The sequence below is a fragment of the Amycolatopsis sp. CA-161197 genome, from assembly GCF_050942255.1.
GTDB lineage: Bacteria > Actinomycetota > Actinomycetes > Mycobacteriales > Pseudonocardiaceae > Amycolatopsis.
The window spans coordinates 3,361,552-3,377,015 of record NZ_CP192059.1; the positions used below are offsets into that span (position 1 = coordinate 3,361,552).

15 protein-coding genes are annotated in these 15,464 nt (G+C 71.6%); 8 read left to right on the forward strand and 7 right to left on the reverse strand.

Annotation, left to right across the window (positions count from 1 at the left end; all coding sequences use genetic code 11):
• Positions 1 to 206 precede the first annotated feature (206 nt).
• The 5 genes from ACQPXB_RS16060 to ACQPXB_RS16080 are packed head-to-tail and all read left to right on the forward strand — an operon-like array spanning position 207 to position 4,270.
• Entirely contained in the window at positions 207 to 1,367 is a 1,161-nt protein-coding gene (locus ACQPXB_RS16060) for a PP2C family protein-serine/threonine phosphatase (RefSeq protein ID WP_386951892.1), read from the forward strand.
• Positions 1,364 to 2,959, forward strand: a complete 1,596-nt coding sequence (locus tag ACQPXB_RS16065; RefSeq protein WP_366586317.1) for a sensor histidine kinase — start codon at positions 1,364 to 1,366, stop codon at positions 2,957 to 2,959. The genes ACQPXB_RS16060 and ACQPXB_RS16065 overlap by 4 nt, the downstream gene beginning before the upstream one ends.
• Complete coding sequence (locus tag ACQPXB_RS16070) at positions 2,956 to 3,393, forward strand: response regulator (RefSeq protein ID WP_285968600.1); 438 nt, start codon at positions 2,956 to 2,958, stop codon at positions 3,391 to 3,393. Before ACQPXB_RS16065 ends, ACQPXB_RS16070 begins: the two co-directional genes overlap by 4 nt.
• A 47-nt stretch (positions 3,394 to 3,440) precedes the next feature.
• Positions 3,441 to 3,815: an STAS domain-containing protein gene (locus ACQPXB_RS16075; RefSeq protein ID WP_386951896.1), complete on the forward strand. Its 375-nt coding sequence runs from the start codon at positions 3,441 to 3,443 to the stop codon at positions 3,813 to 3,815.
• A complete protein-coding gene (locus ACQPXB_RS16080) occupies positions 3,812 to 4,270 on the forward strand; it encodes an ATP-binding protein (RefSeq protein WP_432852741.1) in 459 nt (152 codons plus the stop codon). Before ACQPXB_RS16075 ends, ACQPXB_RS16080 begins: the two co-directional genes overlap by 4 nt.
• A 4-nt stretch (positions 4,271 to 4,274) precedes the next feature.
• Here ACQPXB_RS16080 and ACQPXB_RS16085 read toward each other — a convergent pair whose 3' ends face one another.
• A complete protein-coding gene (locus ACQPXB_RS16085) occupies positions 4,275 to 5,909 on the reverse strand; it encodes an AMP-binding protein (RefSeq protein ID WP_432852744.1) in 1,635 nt (544 codons plus the stop codon).
• A gap of 99 nt (positions 5,910 to 6,008) precedes the next feature.
• Here ACQPXB_RS16085 and ACQPXB_RS16090 point away from each other — a divergent pair, with 99 nt between their 5' ends.
• Both ACQPXB_RS16090 and ACQPXB_RS16095 read left to right on the forward strand, forming a co-directional pair.
• Complete coding sequence (locus ACQPXB_RS16090; RefSeq protein ID WP_432852747.1) at positions 6,009 to 6,983, forward strand: AraC family transcriptional regulator; 975 nt, start codon at positions 6,009 to 6,011, stop codon at positions 6,981 to 6,983.
• A 135-nt stretch (positions 6,984 to 7,118) separates the two neighbouring features.
• Positions 7,119 to 8,597: an aldehyde dehydrogenase family protein gene (locus ACQPXB_RS16095; protein ID WP_432852750.1), complete on the forward strand. Its 1,479-nt coding sequence runs from the start codon at positions 7,119 to 7,121 to the stop codon at positions 8,595 to 8,597.
• Between the two features lie 77 nt (positions 8,598 to 8,674).
• On the opposite strand, the gene ACQPXB_RS16100 is transcribed toward ACQPXB_RS16095, so the two are convergent.
• From ACQPXB_RS16100 to ACQPXB_RS16120, 5 genes are all read right to left on the reverse strand, one after another.
• Complete coding sequence (locus tag ACQPXB_RS16100) at positions 8,675 to 10,723, reverse strand: transglycosylase domain-containing protein (RefSeq protein ID WP_366585517.1); 2,049 nt, start codon at positions 10,721 to 10,723, stop codon at positions 8,675 to 8,677.
• A 126-nt stretch (positions 10,724 to 10,849) separates the two neighbouring features.
• On the reverse strand, positions 10,850 to 11,671 hold the full coding sequence (locus tag ACQPXB_RS16105; RefSeq protein ID WP_386951911.1) for an ABC transporter permease: 822 nt from the start codon (positions 11,669 to 11,671) through the stop codon (positions 10,850 to 10,852).
• Positions 11,631 to 12,458, reverse strand: coding sequence for an ABC transporter ATP-binding protein (locus ACQPXB_RS16110; protein WP_432852754.1), 828 nt, complete (start codon positions 12,456 to 12,458; stop codon positions 11,631 to 11,633). The genes ACQPXB_RS16105 and ACQPXB_RS16110 overlap by 41 nt, the downstream gene beginning before the upstream one ends.
• The gene (locus ACQPXB_RS16115) at positions 12,455 to 12,904 is read right to left on the reverse strand and encodes a MarR family winged helix-turn-helix transcriptional regulator (protein WP_432852757.1); all 450 of its coding nucleotides are present in this window, start codon (positions 12,902 to 12,904) and stop codon (positions 12,455 to 12,457) included. Before ACQPXB_RS16115 ends, ACQPXB_RS16110 begins: the two co-directional genes overlap by 4 nt.
• A gap of 68 nt (positions 12,905 to 12,972) precedes the next feature.
• Positions 12,973 to 13,581, reverse strand: a complete 609-nt coding sequence (locus ACQPXB_RS16120; RefSeq protein ID WP_432852760.1) for a LysE/ArgO family amino acid transporter — start codon at positions 13,579 to 13,581, stop codon at positions 12,973 to 12,975.
• A 70-nt stretch (positions 13,582 to 13,651) separates the two neighbouring features.
• Here ACQPXB_RS16120 and ACQPXB_RS16125 point away from each other — a divergent pair, with 70 nt between their 5' ends.
• Positions 13,652 to 14,542, forward strand: coding sequence for a LysR family transcriptional regulator ArgP (locus ACQPXB_RS16125; protein ID WP_432852762.1), 891 nt, complete (start codon positions 13,652 to 13,654; stop codon positions 14,540 to 14,542).
• A gap of 51 nt (positions 14,543 to 14,593) precedes the next feature.
• On the opposite strand, the gene ACQPXB_RS16130 is transcribed toward ACQPXB_RS16125, so the two are convergent.
• Positions 14,594 to 15,427, reverse strand: a complete 834-nt coding sequence (locus ACQPXB_RS16130; protein ID WP_432852765.1) for a helix-turn-helix transcriptional regulator — start codon at positions 15,425 to 15,427, stop codon at positions 14,594 to 14,596.
• Between the last annotated feature and the right edge of the window lie 37 nt (positions 15,428 to 15,464).

The following is a 15,464-nucleotide window of genomic DNA, read 5'->3' on the forward strand; positions in this document are numbered from 1 at the left end:
GTGGGCGGAGGTTGAAAAGGCAGCCTTCGAGCCCCGGTGTGGATTCGTCCGCGCCAGGGCTCTCCTTCGTGTCGCCGTGACCCCGTGGGCGGGGCGGGGTCGGAGTCGGCGCGTTTCCCGAAAGGCTGAGTGTTCTGTCTGACACAGTGGAGCGGGACGCCTCGCCGGTCGTCCCCAGAGCCGATCCGGCCGCGCCGGGTTCGCGGTTGCGTGTGCTCCTGATCGAAGACGACGACGGCGACGCCCTGATCGTCGAGGAGATGCTGGCCGACGCGTCGGTGCCGGCCACCCTCGCCCGGGCGCGCACGCTCGCCGAGGCGCTCAAGGGCCCGGTCGTGGCCGACTGCATCCTGCTCGACCTCCAGCTCCCCGACGCCATGGGCCTCACCGGGCTCACGCGGCTGCGCCAGCACGCGCCCGGCACCGCCGTGGTGGTGCTGACCGGGCAGAACGACGAGACCACCGGGGTCGCCGCCGTCGCGGCGGGCGCCCAGGACTACCTCGGCAAGAACCAGGTCGACGGCCCGCTGCTGGGCAAGGCGCTGCGCTACGCGTGGGAACGCAAGCGCACCGAGCAGGTGGAGCAGCAGTTGCTGCAGCAACAGCTGCTGGCCAGCGAGAACTCGCGCCTGGAACGCGGCCTGCTGCCCACCCCGCTGCTCGCCGACCCGCACCTGGAGCTGGCGTCGAAGTACCGCCCGGGCCGCAACGGCTCCCTGCTGGGCGGCGACTTCTACGACGCCGTGGAGCTCACCGACGGCACGGTGCACCTGGTGATCGGCGACGTCTGCGGCCACGGCCCGGACGAGGCCGCCCTCGGCGTCGCGCTGCGCATCGCGTGGCGCGCCCTGGTGCTCGCCGGCATGCCGATGGCCGACGTGCTCGCGACGGTCGAGCGCGTCCTCGTGCACGAGCGGATCCGCCCGCTGTTCGCGACGCTGTGCACGGTCGTCGTCGCTCCCGACCGCCGGTCGGCGCGGATGAGCCTCGCCGGCCACCCGCCCCCGCTGCTGATCAGCCGCGACGGCACCGGCCGCCTGCTGCCCGGCGACAAGCTGGGCGTGCCGCTCGGCGTCGTCCCGGACGCGCGCTGGGACCCGCTGGACGTCGCCCTCGAGCCCGGCTGGTCGCTCGTGCTCTACACCGACGGCATCTTCGAAGGCCGCGTCGGCGGTGGCGCGGAGCGCCTCGGCCACGAGGAGATGGCGCGCCTGCTCGTCGCGCTCCTGCGCGAGGCCGGCCCGGACACCGATCACGGCGTGGTGCTCGACCGGCTCATCACCCGCGTCGAGGAGCTCAACGCCGGACCGCTCGACGACGACGTCGCCCTCACCATGCTCACGCACCTGGCCGAGGAGCAGCGATGAGCGGCTCCGGGCGAGCGCAGCCGCACTGGCCGATCCGCCGGTGGGTCTCGGTGGTCGGGGTCGTCGAGGCGGTGCTCCTGCTGGCGGCCGTCGCGGGCGGAGTCCTCGCGGTGGGCAACCTCAACGACGCGCGCAGCCGCCTGCTCGACCAGAGCGGCCCGCAGCTGCTGCAGGCCAACGCGCTTTCGCAGGCACTGCTCAACCAGGAGACCGGCGTCCGCGGGTTCCTGCTCACCGGCCAGCGCTCGTTCCTCGACCCCTACCTGGCCGGCCGCTCGCAGCAGGACGCCGCCGTGAGCGAGCTGCGCCGCCTCGGAGCCCTGCCCGGTACCCAGGTCGGCGACGACCTCGAATCCGTGCTGCGTGCCGCTCGCGCGTGGCAGGCGGCGGTCACCACACCGACGGCTCCCGGCGCGCCGCCGCCCGGTGTCGGCGCGGCCGACACCGGCAAGGCGTTGTTCGACCGGGTCCGGGCCACCCTCGACACGCTCTCCGCGCACGTGTCCGCCGCGCGCGACGTCGGCCGGGCCGACCTCAACGGTGCCGCCACGCAGCTCACCGTGCTGCTGCTCGTGATCGCCGGGCTCGTGGTGATCCTGTTCGTGCTGCTGTGGATCTGGCTGCGCCGGGTGATCACGGTGCCGATCATGCGGCTGGCCGCCGAGGTCCGCGCGGTGTCCGACGCCGACGACATCCACCGGCCCGTGCGCGGCAGCGGCCCGCGGGAGCTCGTGGAGCTCGGCGCCGACGTCGACGCGATGCGCCTGCGGATCGTCGGCGAGGTCAGCGAGCTGGAGCACGCGCACGAGCTGCTCGACACCCGCACGCAGGAGCTCGAACGGTCCAATTCGGACCTCGAGCAGTTCGCCTACGTCGCCTCGCACGACCTGCAGGAGCCGCTGCGCAAGGTGGCGAGCTTCTGCCAGCTGCTCGAACGCCGCTACAAGGGCCAGCTCGACGAACGCGGCGAGCAGTACATCGCCTTCGCCGTCGACGGCGCGAAGCGCATGCAGAACCTCATCAACGACCTGCTGTCCTTCTCCCGCGTGGGCCGCCGCGCGGGAGAGATGACCGTGGTGGACACCGGGAAGCTGCTCGACGACGCGCTCGGCAACCTCGAGCCCGTGATCGAGGAGACCGGCGCGCGGATCGAGCGCGGCGAGCTGCCCGAGGTGCGGGGCGAGGGGCCGTTGCTCACCGCCGTGCTGCAGAACCTGGTCAACAACGCGCTGAAGTTCCACGGCGAAGCCCCGCCCGTCGTCCGCGTGAGCGCGGAACGCGAGGGCGAGGAGTGGCTGTTCTCCGTGTCGGACAACGGAATCGGCATCGAGGCGCAGTACGCCGAGCGGATCTTCGTGATCTTCCAGCGGCTGCACAGCAAGTCGGCCTACGGTGGGACCGGGATCGGGCTCGCGATGTGCCGCAAGATCGTGGAGTTCCACGGCGGGCGCATCTGGCTCGACACCGACGTGACCGAAGGCAGCCGCTTCCGCTTCACCCTGCCCGTGCTCGAAGCCGCGCCCCAGCCCGCGGCGGACACCGGGCACACCGAGCCCCTGATCGAGACCCGGACCGGGAACGAGGACGCATGACCGAAACCATGGCCCCCATCGACATCCTGCTCGTCGAGGACGACCCCGGCGACGTGCTGATGACGCAGGAGGCGTTCGAGCACCACAAGATCCGCAACGCGCTCTACGTGGTGGCCGACGGGGTCGAGGCCCTGCAGTTCCTGCGCCGCGAGGACCAGTACGCCGACGCGCCGCGCCCGGGCCTGATCCTGCTGGACCTCAACCTGCCCCGGAAAGACGGGCGCGAGGTGCTCGCCGAGGTCAAGGCGACGCCGGAGCTGCGCAGCATCCCGGTCGTGGTGCTGACGACATCGGAGGCGGAGGAGGACATCCTGCGCAGCTACGACCTGCACGCCAACGCGTACGTGACCAAGCCCGTGGACTTCGACCGGTTCGTGGAGGTCGTGCGCCAGATCGACGATTTCTTCGTCACCGTCGTGAAGCTGCCGCGCTGAGCACCGGCAGTGGCGCGCTCGGCGGCGATCCTGCACGATGGGATCTCGTGACGTCTTCTCCCCGGGATGTGCCCGAATCCGGCGACCTGCTGGTCACGGTGCGGTGGCACGAGCGGGCCGCCGTGGTGACCGTCGCGGGCGAGATCGACCTCGTCACCGCGCCCGAGCTCGACGAGATCGTGACCGGGGTGGTCGACGAGCGTCCCGAGGCCCTCGTGGTCGACCTGCGCCAGGTCACCTTCCTCAGCTCGGCCGGCCTGCAGGTGCTGGCCGCGGCGCACCAGCGGCTGGGGGAGCGGGGGCTGCGCGTGGTCTCGACGTCGCACGTCACGACGCGGCCGCTCACCAGCACCGGGCTCGACACGTGGATCGGCCTGTTCACCACCGTCGACGAGGCGCTCGCTTCGGGAACGGAGGCGTGAGCGTGGCCCTGCCCGAAGACAGCCCGCCCGTGGACACGCGGCCGGGCCAGACCCCGCTCAGCTGCCGCGACGTCGTGGCCGAGCCGGGTGCGCTGCGCGCGCTGCGCCACCGGCTCACGGCGTGGGTGCGTGCGGCGGGCGTGCCCGAGGAACGGGCGCAGGACATCGTGCTCGCCAGTTACGAAGCGCTGGCCAACGTCGCCGACCACGCGTACGGCGGCGACGGGCGGGGGCTGCTCGACCTCGAAGCCGTGGTGCGGGCGGACCGGGTCGAGGTCGTGATCACCGACCACGGGCACTGGCGCGCGCCGGTCGACGACCCGAATCCCGTGTCGCTGCGCGGCCGCGGGCTTCTGCTGCTGCGCGCGAGCGCCGACCACGCCGACATCACGCCCGGTGTCGACGGCACCGTGGTCACCCTCGCGTGGAATCTCGCCCCGGCCCGGTCGGCCTGACGGCTCAGGGGTTGACCGGCTGCGGTTCGGCGGGCTGCCCGGCCGCCCGCCGGCGCAGGAGGAACCGTTGCACCTTGCCGCTGGGGTTGCGCGGCAGTTCGCTCACGAACTCCACCCGGCGCGGGTACTTGTACGGCGCCGCAACGGATTTCGCGAAGTCCTGCAGCTGCTTGACCATCGCGGCACTGCTGTCCGCGCCTTCGCGCAGCACCACGTACGCCGCCACGATCGACCCGCGCGCCTCGTCCGGCGCGGCGACCACGGCGCATTCCAGCACGTCGGGGTGGGCCATGAGGACTTCCTCGACCTCGGGGCCCGCGATGTTGTACCCCGACGACACGATCATGTCGTCGCTGCGGGCGCGGTAGTGGAAGTAGCCGTCGGAGTCGCGCACATACGTGTCGCCGGTGAGGTTCCAGCCGTCCTCCACGAACACGGTCTGGCGGTCGTCGGCGAGGTAGCGGCAGCCCGTGGGGCCCTGCACGGCGAGCCGGCCGGGCGTGCCGTCGGGCACCGGGCGGCCCTCGTCGTCCACGATGCGCGCGCGGAACCCCGGCACGACCCGGCCGGTGGAGCCCGGGCGGGTTTCCTCGTCGGCGGCGGAGATGAACACGTGCAGCATTTCCGTGCTGCCGATGCCGTCGATGAGCCAGCGGCCGGTGGCCTCGTGGAAGTCGACGGCCACGCTCTCCGGCAGCGCCTCGCCCGCCGAGACCGCGCGGCGCAGCGCCGACAGCGAGGCTCTTCGGTCGGAGGCGAGGATCGCGCGGTAGGCCGTGGGCGCGGTGAACAGCACCGTGACGCCGTGGGCCGTCGCGAGGTCGGCCAGCTCCGCCGGGGTCGCGCGTTCGACCAGCAGCGTGGCCGCGCCCGCGTGCAGCGGGAAAACGAGCAGCCCGCCGAGGCCGAACGTGAACGCGAGCGGCGGCGTGCCCGTGAACAGGTCGGTCGGCTCGGGCTTCACGAGGTGGCGCGAGAACGTGTCCGCGATGGCGATGAGGTCGCGGTGGAAGTGCATGGTGGCCTTGGGCCGCCCGGTGGTGCCGGAGGTGAAGGCCAGGATCGCGACGTCGTCGGCGGCCGTCTCGACGTCGGCGAACGTCGGGGGCCGCGTCGCGCAGCGGGCCGCCAGGTCGTCGGGGGAGTCGCCGCCGAAGGCGAGCAGCGGCAGGGCGAACGGCAGCAGGTCCTCGGTGTAGCGGTGGTCGGCCAGCGCGAGCGCAGGGGAGGACGCGTCGACGATCTTGGTCAGCTCGTGCGTGCGCAGCATCGGCATCGTGGTCACGGCGACCGCGCCGGCCTTGAGCACGCCGAGCCAGCACGCGGCGAGCCACGGTGTGTTCGGTCCGCGCAGCAGCACACGGTTGCCCGGCACCACGCCGAGGCTCACCAGCGTGCCCGCGATCTGGTTGGCGCGCGCGAGGAGTTCGCCGTAGGTCCAGCTGCTCGTCGGCGAGAGCACCGCGGGCCGGTCGGGGCCCCACTGCGCGACCGCGCCGTCGAGCAGGCGGGTTGCGGCGTTGAGCCGATCGGGGTAGTGCAGTTCGGGAAGCTCGAAGAGCAGGTGCGGCCACTGGTCGAAGGGAGGCAAGTTGTCCCGGCAGAACGTATCCGAGTGGGCACTGGGCGTGAGCTGCACGGCTGACCTCATTTCCCGTGGCGGCCGTCAAGAGAACGCCACTGTAATACAATTTACGATCGTCAGGAAGACGCTAGAGCGGCCGAAGGGGGCCGGGCCATGGGTGCGGTCGTGAAACCCGAGGTCGACACGCGCGATCCGGACGAGGCTCGGTCGCGGCTCAGCGACGTCTACTGCCCGCACCGGCTCGACCTCGTCGGCGGCGCACGCGGGTTCGTCTGCCGGCAGAGCTCGCGCGGGTTCGCCAAGGTGCGGCTGTTCGACCTCGTGTACGGCGGGCCCGAGGTGCGCGTGGACCCGGTGCCCTTCGACGACTTCGTGCTCGTCACGCGTCCGCTCAAGGGCCGCTTCGCCGTCCGCTCGACCGTGGAAGGGCTGGTCGGCGCCGGGCCGGGCGCGCTCGTGATGGACGCGTACGGCTCGTACCAGCTGCGGTGGTACGACAGCGCCGAGGTGCTCAACACCGTGCTGGACCGCGACGGGCTCGAACGGATCGCGGCCGAGCTGCGCGGGTGGGACGAACCGCGGCCGGTCCGGTTCGCGCTCGGCGCGCCCGCGTCGGCCGCCGCCGCGCGCCGCTGGGACACCGTGACCCGGCTGCTGCTGGAGGAAACGCGGTCGGACGACGGGATGGCGAACAGCCCGCTGCTCGCCGCGCAGCTGTTCCGGCTCGCGGCGACCGCGCTGCTGGAGGCGTACCCGAGCACGTTCGGCGAACCGGAGGCCGAGCCGGCCGGCCCGGTGGCGCCGGCGGCCGTGCGGCGGGCCGAGGCGTTCATCGAGCTGAATGCCGGCGAGGACATCGGGTTGCTCGAGATCGCGGCCGCCGCGCGGCTGAGCGTGCGCGGGTTGCAGGCCGCGTTCAGCCGCGCGGGCCGGCCGTCGCCCGTGGCGTACCTGCGGGAGACGCGGTTGCGCCGGGCGCACGCCGAGCTGCGCGAGCGGTCGCCGGAGGAGACGACGGTGGCGTCCGTCGCGGCGCGATGGGGCTTCGGCAACGCGGGGCGGTTCAGTGCCGAGCACCGGCGCCTCTACGGCTGTGGGCCGTCGGACACCTTGCGCGGCAAGGGATAACCGCGCCGCGCTGTCCGGGAAAAGCCGGTTCGCGCACGGCGGGGGCCGGGGAACGCACGGCGCGTTGACTGCCCGTCGCGTTCCCGAATACTCCGCAGGAGATGTAAGCCACGTCACTGCCGGAGGAGGACCCCCGTGACCGTCGACCAGCTCGAACCGGCGCTCGCTTCCCACTACGAACCGTTGATCAACGGTGAGTTCCGCTCGATCTCCACCGAGACGTTCCCGGCGGTGGACGCCGCGACCGGCGCGCAGCTCGCGACGATCACCCGCGGCGGCGCGGCCGACGTCGACGCCGCCGTGGCCGCCGCCCGCGCCGCGTTCCCGAAGTGGGCCGCCACACGGCCCGAGGAGCGGTCGCTGCTGCTGCACCGCCTCGCCGACTGGATCGAGGCCAACGCCGAGCGCCTGGCCGCCATCGACACGATGGACATCGGCCGCACGATCTTCGAAACGCCGCTGGACCACCGGATCGCTGTGGGGCAGTACCGGTTCTTCGCCTCGGCCGCCGTCACGCACGACGGCTGGAACCACCCCGTCGCCGGCGGCTGGGCCATCGCGAAGCGCGAGCCGATCGGCGTCGTCGGGCAGATCATCCCGTGGAACGTGCCCGCGATCATGACGGCGTTCAAGCTCGCCCCGGCGCTCGCGGCGGGCAACACGGTGGTGCTCAAGCCGGACGAGAACGCTTCACTGTCCACTTTGGAACTGTGCACGAAGCTCGCCGAGCTCTTCCCGCCCGGCGTGGTGAACGTCGTGCCGGGCTTCGGCGACGAGTCCGGCGCGGCGCTCACGGCGCACCCGGACGTGGACAAGCTCGCCTTCACTGGCTCCGCGGAGGTCGGCCGGCTCGTCGCGCACGCCGGCGCCGAGCGGCTCGTGCCGGTGTCGCTGGAGCTGGGCGGCAAGAGCCCGAACATCGTGTTCCCCGACATCGAGGACCTCGACCGCGTGATCGACAACGCGACGTTCGCCGCCACCTACTGCAACGGCCAGTCCTGCCTCGCCGGCACCCGCCTGTTCGTGCACGACGACCTGTACGACGACTTCCTGGGCAAGCTCTCCGCGAGCTTCCAGGGCGTCCGCCTCGGCTCCCCGCTCGACCCGGCCACGCGGCTGGGCTGTCTCGTGTCGGAGAAACAGGGCCGGCGCGTGCTGGACTACATCGACTCCGGCCGCTCCGACTCGTCGCTCGTCACCGGCGGCGGCCGCGCGACGGTGTCCGGCAGCGAGCACGGCTGGTTCATCGAGCCGACCGTGTTCGAGACGGAGAACTCCAGCCGCATCGCGCAGGAGGAGATCTTCGGCCCGGTGCTGTCGGTCATCCGCTGGAAGGACTACGACGCGCTCATCGACCAGGCCAACGACGTCGAGTACGGCCTCGCCGCCGGCGTCTACACGACCAACCTGAAGAACGCGATGCGCACGGCCGACCGCCTCCACGCCGGCTCGGTGTGGGTCAACCAGTATTTCAACCTCGTCGACGGCTCGCCCTTCGGCGGCTACAAGGGCAGCGGCCTCGGCCGGGAGTACTGCAAGGAAACGCTGGACATGTACACGCAGCTGAAGTCGATCGTGCTGGCGGAGGAACTGCCGCCGCCGCTCTTCGGCTGACTCCCGTCCACCGCACCCGATGCGGCGTTCGGTGCGTTGAGCGCACCGAACGCCACATTGGGGTGTTCAGGGCCGGGTCAGTTGCGTGCGTCGAGGTACTGCGGGTCCGGCGGCGGGATCGGGGTGTCGGGGACGCCCGCCAGCAGCGTGCTCATCGCGTGGAAGTACGGCGGGGCCGCCACCGTGCCACCGAAAGCGCCGTGGCCGCAGCGGCCGAGGTGCACGGGTGTGCCCGGGCAGATCTCCTCCGGGTGTGGCCCGTCGGCGAACACCATGGACGACACGGCGAAGTTGTCCACCCCGCCGACGAACGCGACGGACTCCGACAGCTGCGTGGTCCCCGTCTTGCCGATGTCCGGGCGCGTCCAGCCGGCCGAGTGCGCGGCGGCGGCCGAGGTGCCCACGGTGGTGTCCTGAGAGAGCCCGGCCTCCAGCGTGTTGGCGACGCCCGTCGGGATCACCTGCTCGCACCCCTGCTGCTTCACGGGCACCGCCTGGCCGTTGCGGTCGGTCACCGACAGGATCGGGTCGGGCGGGCACCACATGCCGCCGCTCATCAGCGTCGCCGAGACGTTCGCCATCTCCAGCGGGCTCACCGGGCTGTTGCCGAGGGTGAACGAGAGCAGGTTCTGGAAGTACTGCGACTGTGGCTCGTCGTACTGCGGGTTCTTCGATCGCGAGTCCGACGGGTCGGTGATGGGCGGGTTGCCCGCGTCGTTGGTCGCGAGGGTGTTGCGCAGCCCCAGCTTGCGGGCCATGTCCAGCACGGCGGGCATGCCGACCTGCGACTCCAGCCCGACGAACGCGACGTTCGGCGACGTCGCCAGGCCGCTGGCGAGCGAGATCGGGTCGGGGTAGCTGGTGCCGTCGTTGCTCACCGAGTAGCACGGCGTGTACTTGTTCGCGTTCGGTGGCGTGAAGCAGTTGCTGAACGGGTTGGGCAGCGGCGTGTTCAGCCCCGCCTTGCCCGCCACCATCGCGGCGGCCGAGGTGAAGATCTTGAACGACGAACCGGCGCCGAACTTGTTGCTCGCGTCGGCCACGATGTTCGTGGACGTCTCACCCTGGGCGGGATCGGTGCCGTAGTTGCGGTTGGCGACCATCGCGAGCACCTGGTGCCCGCTCGCGCCCGGCTGCACCACGGCGAACGTGTTGGCCACGCCGTCCTGCGTCGTCGGCACATTGGCGTCCACCGCGTCCTTCACGACCTGGCTCACGTGCGGGTCCATCGTGGTCTTCACGACGTAGCCGCCGGTGTCGAGCTGGTCGACCGTGAACCCGGCCTGCTTGAGGTAGTTCACCGCGTACGCGCAGAAGAACCCGGCGTCGGGCGCCGCGCCCAGGCACGTGCTCGACGGCGCGGCCGGGCGGGTGCCCACCACGCCGAGCGGCGTCGCTTTCGCGGTGGCGGCGAAGGAAGCGGGGATGGATTTCGCCGTGACCATGGAGTCGATGACGGTGTTGCGCCGCTTGAGCGCGTTGTCCGGATGTGTGTACGGGTTGTAGACGCTGGGGTTGTTCACCATGCCCGCCAGCAACGCCGCCTGCGGCACGGTCAGTTTGTCCGCTGTCGTCCCGAAATACGCTTCCGCCGCCGCGCCGATGCCGTAGACGGTGCCGGTGTACTCGACCACGTTCAGGTAGTCGGCCAGCACGTCGTCCTTCGGCACGGTCTGGCTGATCTGCACGGCCATCTTGGCTTCGCGCAGCTTGCGGGCCAGCGAGTCTTCGCGGTCCTTCTCCTGCGCCGTCTTGTCGTTGCGGTCGACGACGTTGATGAGGTAGTTCTTCACGTACTGCTGCGTGATCGTCGACGCGCCCTGCAGGTCTCCGCCCGAGCTGTCGTTCACGGCCGCGCGCAGCATGCCCTGCGGGTCCACGCCGCCTTCGGTGTAGAAGCGGCGGTCCTCGATGTCGACGATCGCGGCCTTCATCGCGGGCGAGATCTGCGCCGCGGTGACCGGAATGCGGTACTGCGCGTACAAAGTCGCGATCGTGCTGCCATTCCGGTCCGTCACCGTCGTCACCAGTGGCGGGTCCGCGTGCTCCAGGTCCGCGGAGATCGCGTCGACGGAATCACTGACCTGATTGGACAAAACGCCCGCGCCGATCGCGACCGGAGCCATTGTGCCGGCGACCAGAACGCCTGCCAGCACGCACAATCCGAGGAACGGGGCTACCCCCTTGCCTTTTCCCACGGTCCCCAACCTACGACCGGGCTCGTGTGAATACGGTGGGTAAAGCGGAACTTGTCATCGAGCCAACCTTCCGAGCAGAGCCGATGCGACGCCGATCGCCAGTGCGGTCGCACCCACTAGGACGCCGAAGTCCAGCCCGAGGTTGGCCGGAGTGCCGATGAGAAGTCCGCGAAGGGCGTCGACCTGGTAGCTCAACGGGTTGATGTGGCTGAGCACCTTCAGCCAGCCGGGCATGAGGTCCACCGGGTAGAGGGCGTTGGACCCGAAGAACAACGGCATGGTGATGGCCTGCCCGATCCCCATCAGCCGGTCGCGGGACAACACGATGCCGGCGATCACGATGGAGAAGCAGCAGAAGAACGCCGAACCGAGGATCACGATCACGACCATGCCCAGCAGCCGCAGCGGGTTCGCCGTGAGACCGACGCCGAGGATGGCCGAGAGCACCAGCACCATCAGCGCCTGCACCAGCGCGCGCAGCCCGGCCGCGAACGCCTTGCCCGCCACGAGCGCGGCCCGCGGCGTCGGCGTGACGAGCAGCTTCGCGAGCACGCCCGCGTCGCGTTCCCAGATGATCTGGATGCCGTAGAAGATGGAGATGAACAACGCCGACTGCGCGAGGATGCCGGGCGCGAGGTAGTCGAGGTAGGGGATCGAGCCGGTCGGGATCGCGTGGATCCGCGTGAACGTCTCGCCGAAGATCAGCAGCCACAGGGCGGGCTGGATCGCGCGGGTGATCAGCTCCGACTGGTCGCGGCGCAGTTTCTGCAGCTCCACCAGGCACATCGCGCCGATGCGCGAGAGCAGGATGCGGAGCTGTTCGAGTGGTCCCGGGTCAGCCGAGACGGCGGGCGGTGCGGCGAGTGGCGCGGACATTGCGCATCCCTCCTGTTTCGCTCTGCAGCGCGTCGCCGGTCATCGACCGGAACACGTCGTCCAAAGTGGAATCGGGGCCGAGGTCGGCCTCCAGCTCGGCGGGTGTGCCGAGCGCGCGGATCCGGCCGCTGTGCATGAGGGCGACGCGGTCGCAGTATTGCTCTGCTTCATCCATGTAGTGCGTGGTGACGAGCACGGTCATGCCGGTGCGCTCGCGGATCTCGGTGATGCGGTCCCACACCGCCGAGCGCGCCACCGGGTCCAGGCCCACGGTCGGCTCGTCGAGCACCAGCAGCCGCGGGGAGCTCACCAGCGCCTGCGCGAGCTCGAGGCGCCGGATCATGCCGCCGGAGTAGCCGCCGACGGGCCGTTCGGCCTCGTTCAGCAGCCCCACCAGGTCGAGCGCGCGGTGGACCTCGTCGGAGCGGCGGGCGCGCGGGACGTCGAACAGCCGCGCGAACAGCGACACGTTCTCGCGCCCGGTGAGCGCGCCGTCGGCCGAGAGCTGCTGGGGCACGTAGCCGATCAGCCGGCGCACGGCCATGCGGCGCCGCGTGACGTCGACGCCGAACACGGAGATGGCGCCCGCTTCGAGGGGCAGCAGGGTGGTGATCATGCGGATGGTGGTGGTCTTGCCGGCGCCGTTCGGCCCGAGCAGGCCGAAGATTTCGCCCGGCACGATCTCCAGGTCGACGCCGTCCACGGCCTTCGTGGTGCCGAACGAGTGGTGCAGGTCCGTGCACCGGACGGCGGGCTCGGCCTCGCGGTCGGTTTCGGCGGCGGTCATGCCTCCTCCTTCAGGACGTCCATCAGCTTCTCCAGCGCGGGCAGGGCCGCGGTGATCGACGCGGTGTCCTCTTCGGACAGCTGCGTGAGCGCGGCCGAGACCAGCCCGGTGCGTGCCTTGCGCCAGATCGCCATGCGCTCGCGCGCGGCCTCGGTCACCTCCAACTGTGCGGCGCGCCGGTCGGCCGGGTCTACCTCACGGCGCAGCAACCCGGCTTCGACGAGGAGGTTCACGAGCGTGCTCACCGAGTTGCCGGCGAGGCTCAGCTCGCGCGCAGCCGCGGCGACACCGATACCGGGCAGGCGGTCGACCACCCGCAGCAGCTCGACCTGCGCGCCGGGCAGGGGAGGGCCGGGCACTTCCGCGCGCACCCGCCGCCGCACGACGCGCCGGATGCCCTGCACGGCGGACATCAGCCGCTCGGCGAGGTCGGGAGGTGGGGTCATGCCTCCGAGATTAGCTCTGAGTCAGAGTTATTAGCAACGCTGATTGTCGGGTTGGTCGGCTTTGCGGTTCACGCCAGCTGCGCGACGACCATCGAAACGCCGAGCGCGGTCATCGTCACGGCGATCAGCCCGTCGAGCACTCGCCATGCCGCGGGCCGCGCGAACACCCCCGCCAGCCGGCGCGCCCCCAGGCCCAGCGCGCTGAACCAGACGGCGCTGGCCAGCGCGGCGCCGACGCCGAAGACCCAGCGGCCGCCGCCCTGGCCCGCCGCGACGGAGCCGAGCAGAAGCACCGTGTCGAGGTAGACGTGGGGGTTGAGCCAGGTCAGCGCGAGCCCGGTGAGCACCGTGCGCCGCGGGGACACGGGCTCGAGCGCGCCGGTCGTCAGCGCGCCGGGCTTCAGGGCGCGCCTGGCCGCGAGGAACCCGTACGTCACCAGGAACGCCCCGCCGACGACCCCGATCGCCGTGATCGCCGCCGGCCAGCGCCGCAGCACCGCGCCGATCCCGCTCACGCCGGCGGCGATCAGCACGACGTCCGACAGCGCGCACACCACGATCAGCCGTTTGACCGCCCCACCGCGCAACCCTTGCTGCAGCACGAACGTGTTCTGCGCCCCGATGGCGACGATGAGCGAGAGGCCGGTGCCGAAGCCGGCGGCGAGTGCGGGAACCACGCCTTCGACCGTAAGGCGGGGTTTCCGCGTTAGGCCAGCTAAAGATTCTTACGTAACATTAGCTCTCGTGATGTCGGATCTCCCGCTCGACCAGGTCCGGACGCTCCTCGCCGTGGTCGACGAGCAGTCCTTCGACCGCGCGGCCGCCGTGCTGCACGTGACGCCTTCGGCGGTCAGCCAGCGCGTGAAGGCGCTCGAACAACGCCTGGGCCGCGTGCTGATCCTGCGGACGAAACCCGTGCGGCTCACCGGCTCGGGCCAGGTCGTCGTGCGCTTCGCCCGCCAGCTCACCCGCCTGGAGGAGGACACCCGCGCGGAGCTCGGCCTGGTCGGCGCGGCCGAGCCGGTGACCCTGCCCATCGCCGTGAACGCCGACTCGCTGGCCACCTGGTTCCTGCCCGCGCTGGCCGCCGTGCCTGCCGTCGGCTCCGCCCCGGCCGTGGCGTTCGACCTCCACAGCGAAGACCAGGACCACACCGCGACGCTGCTGCGCGAGGGCCTGGTGATGGCCGCCGTCACGTCGGCGCCGAACCCTGTGCAGGGCTGCACTTCGGCGCGCCTGGGCCGGATGCGCTACCGCGCCGTCGCGTCCCCGGCGTTCGTCGCGCGGTGGCTCACGGACCGCCCGCTGCCCGAGGCCCTCCCGGCGGCGCCCGCCGTGCTGTTCGGCCGCAAGGACGAGCTGCAGGACCGCTTCCTGCGCGGCCTCACCCGCCGCGGCGCGACCGGGGTGCGCCACTTCGTGCCCTCCTCGGAGTCCTTCGTGGACGCCGTGGCCGCCGGACTGGGCTGGGGGATGGTCCCGGAGCTGCAGCACCGCGCCGACGAGCTGGTGGACCTCGCCCCGGACCACCCCGCCGACGTGCCGCTGTACTGGCAGCAGTGGAAACTCGATTCGCCCGCCCTGGCGACGGTGGCCGCCGCGGTCGTCGCGGCGGCGGCCACGGCGCTGCGGCAGTGAGCGTTCAGCGTGTGCTGAGTGTCCTGGGTGTCCCGTGTGGACCGTCGGACGTCAGTGCTCCTGGCTCGCGCTGAGCACCCCGAGCAACGCCAGCCGGTCCGCGGTGTCCGTGCCGGCCGCCGGCACGAACAGCGCCAGGATCTGGGACCGGTTCTCCTCCAGCAGCGCCTGGCAGTCGAGTTCGAGCAGCCCCATTTCCGCGTGCCGGAAGCGTTTGCGGCGGCCGCGCAGCACGGCGACGTCGTGGTCGGCCCACAGCTCGGCGAACTCCGGGCTCTCTGCGAGCAGCCGGTCGACCAGTGCGTGGGCCCGGGCGTCGTTGCGGCGGACCAGGGCCGCCCGCAGGTCCGCGGCGATCACCCGGGACTCCTGGGCCTGGTCCTCGGGCGGGTAGGCCGCCCGGAGCTCCGGCGAGGTGAACCACCGGTAGATGACGCTGCGTTCCGGTCCCGCGAACCGGGTGTGGTCGCCGAAGACGGCGGTGGCGAGCGCGTTTTGTGCCAGGACTTCGCCGAGGTCGGTCATGACTTGGGCGGGCATGTCGTGGAGGCGGTCGAGCAAGCCGAGGAGCACCGGGGAGACGTGGTCGTCGGCGAGGAGCCGGTCGGGTGCGGTGTGGCCGGCGAGGCGGAAGAGGTGGTCGCGTTCGTCGAGTGTCAGGCGTAGTGCGCGGGTCAGGCCGCGTAGGACCGACGGGGTTGGTTGTGGGGCGCGGGCTTGTTCGAGGCGGGTGTAGTAGTCGGTGGAGATGCCGGCGCGGGTGGCGACCTCTTCGCGGCGCAGGCCGGGGGTGCGGCGCCGGGTGGTGGACTTGATCCCGAGCTCTTCGGGGGTGAGCGCTTCGCGGCGCACCCGCAGGAAGTGGGAGAGCGGTCCGGAATCCATCGGTCCAGTGTCCTGCCGGTGGCCCGAGCCAGCCAGG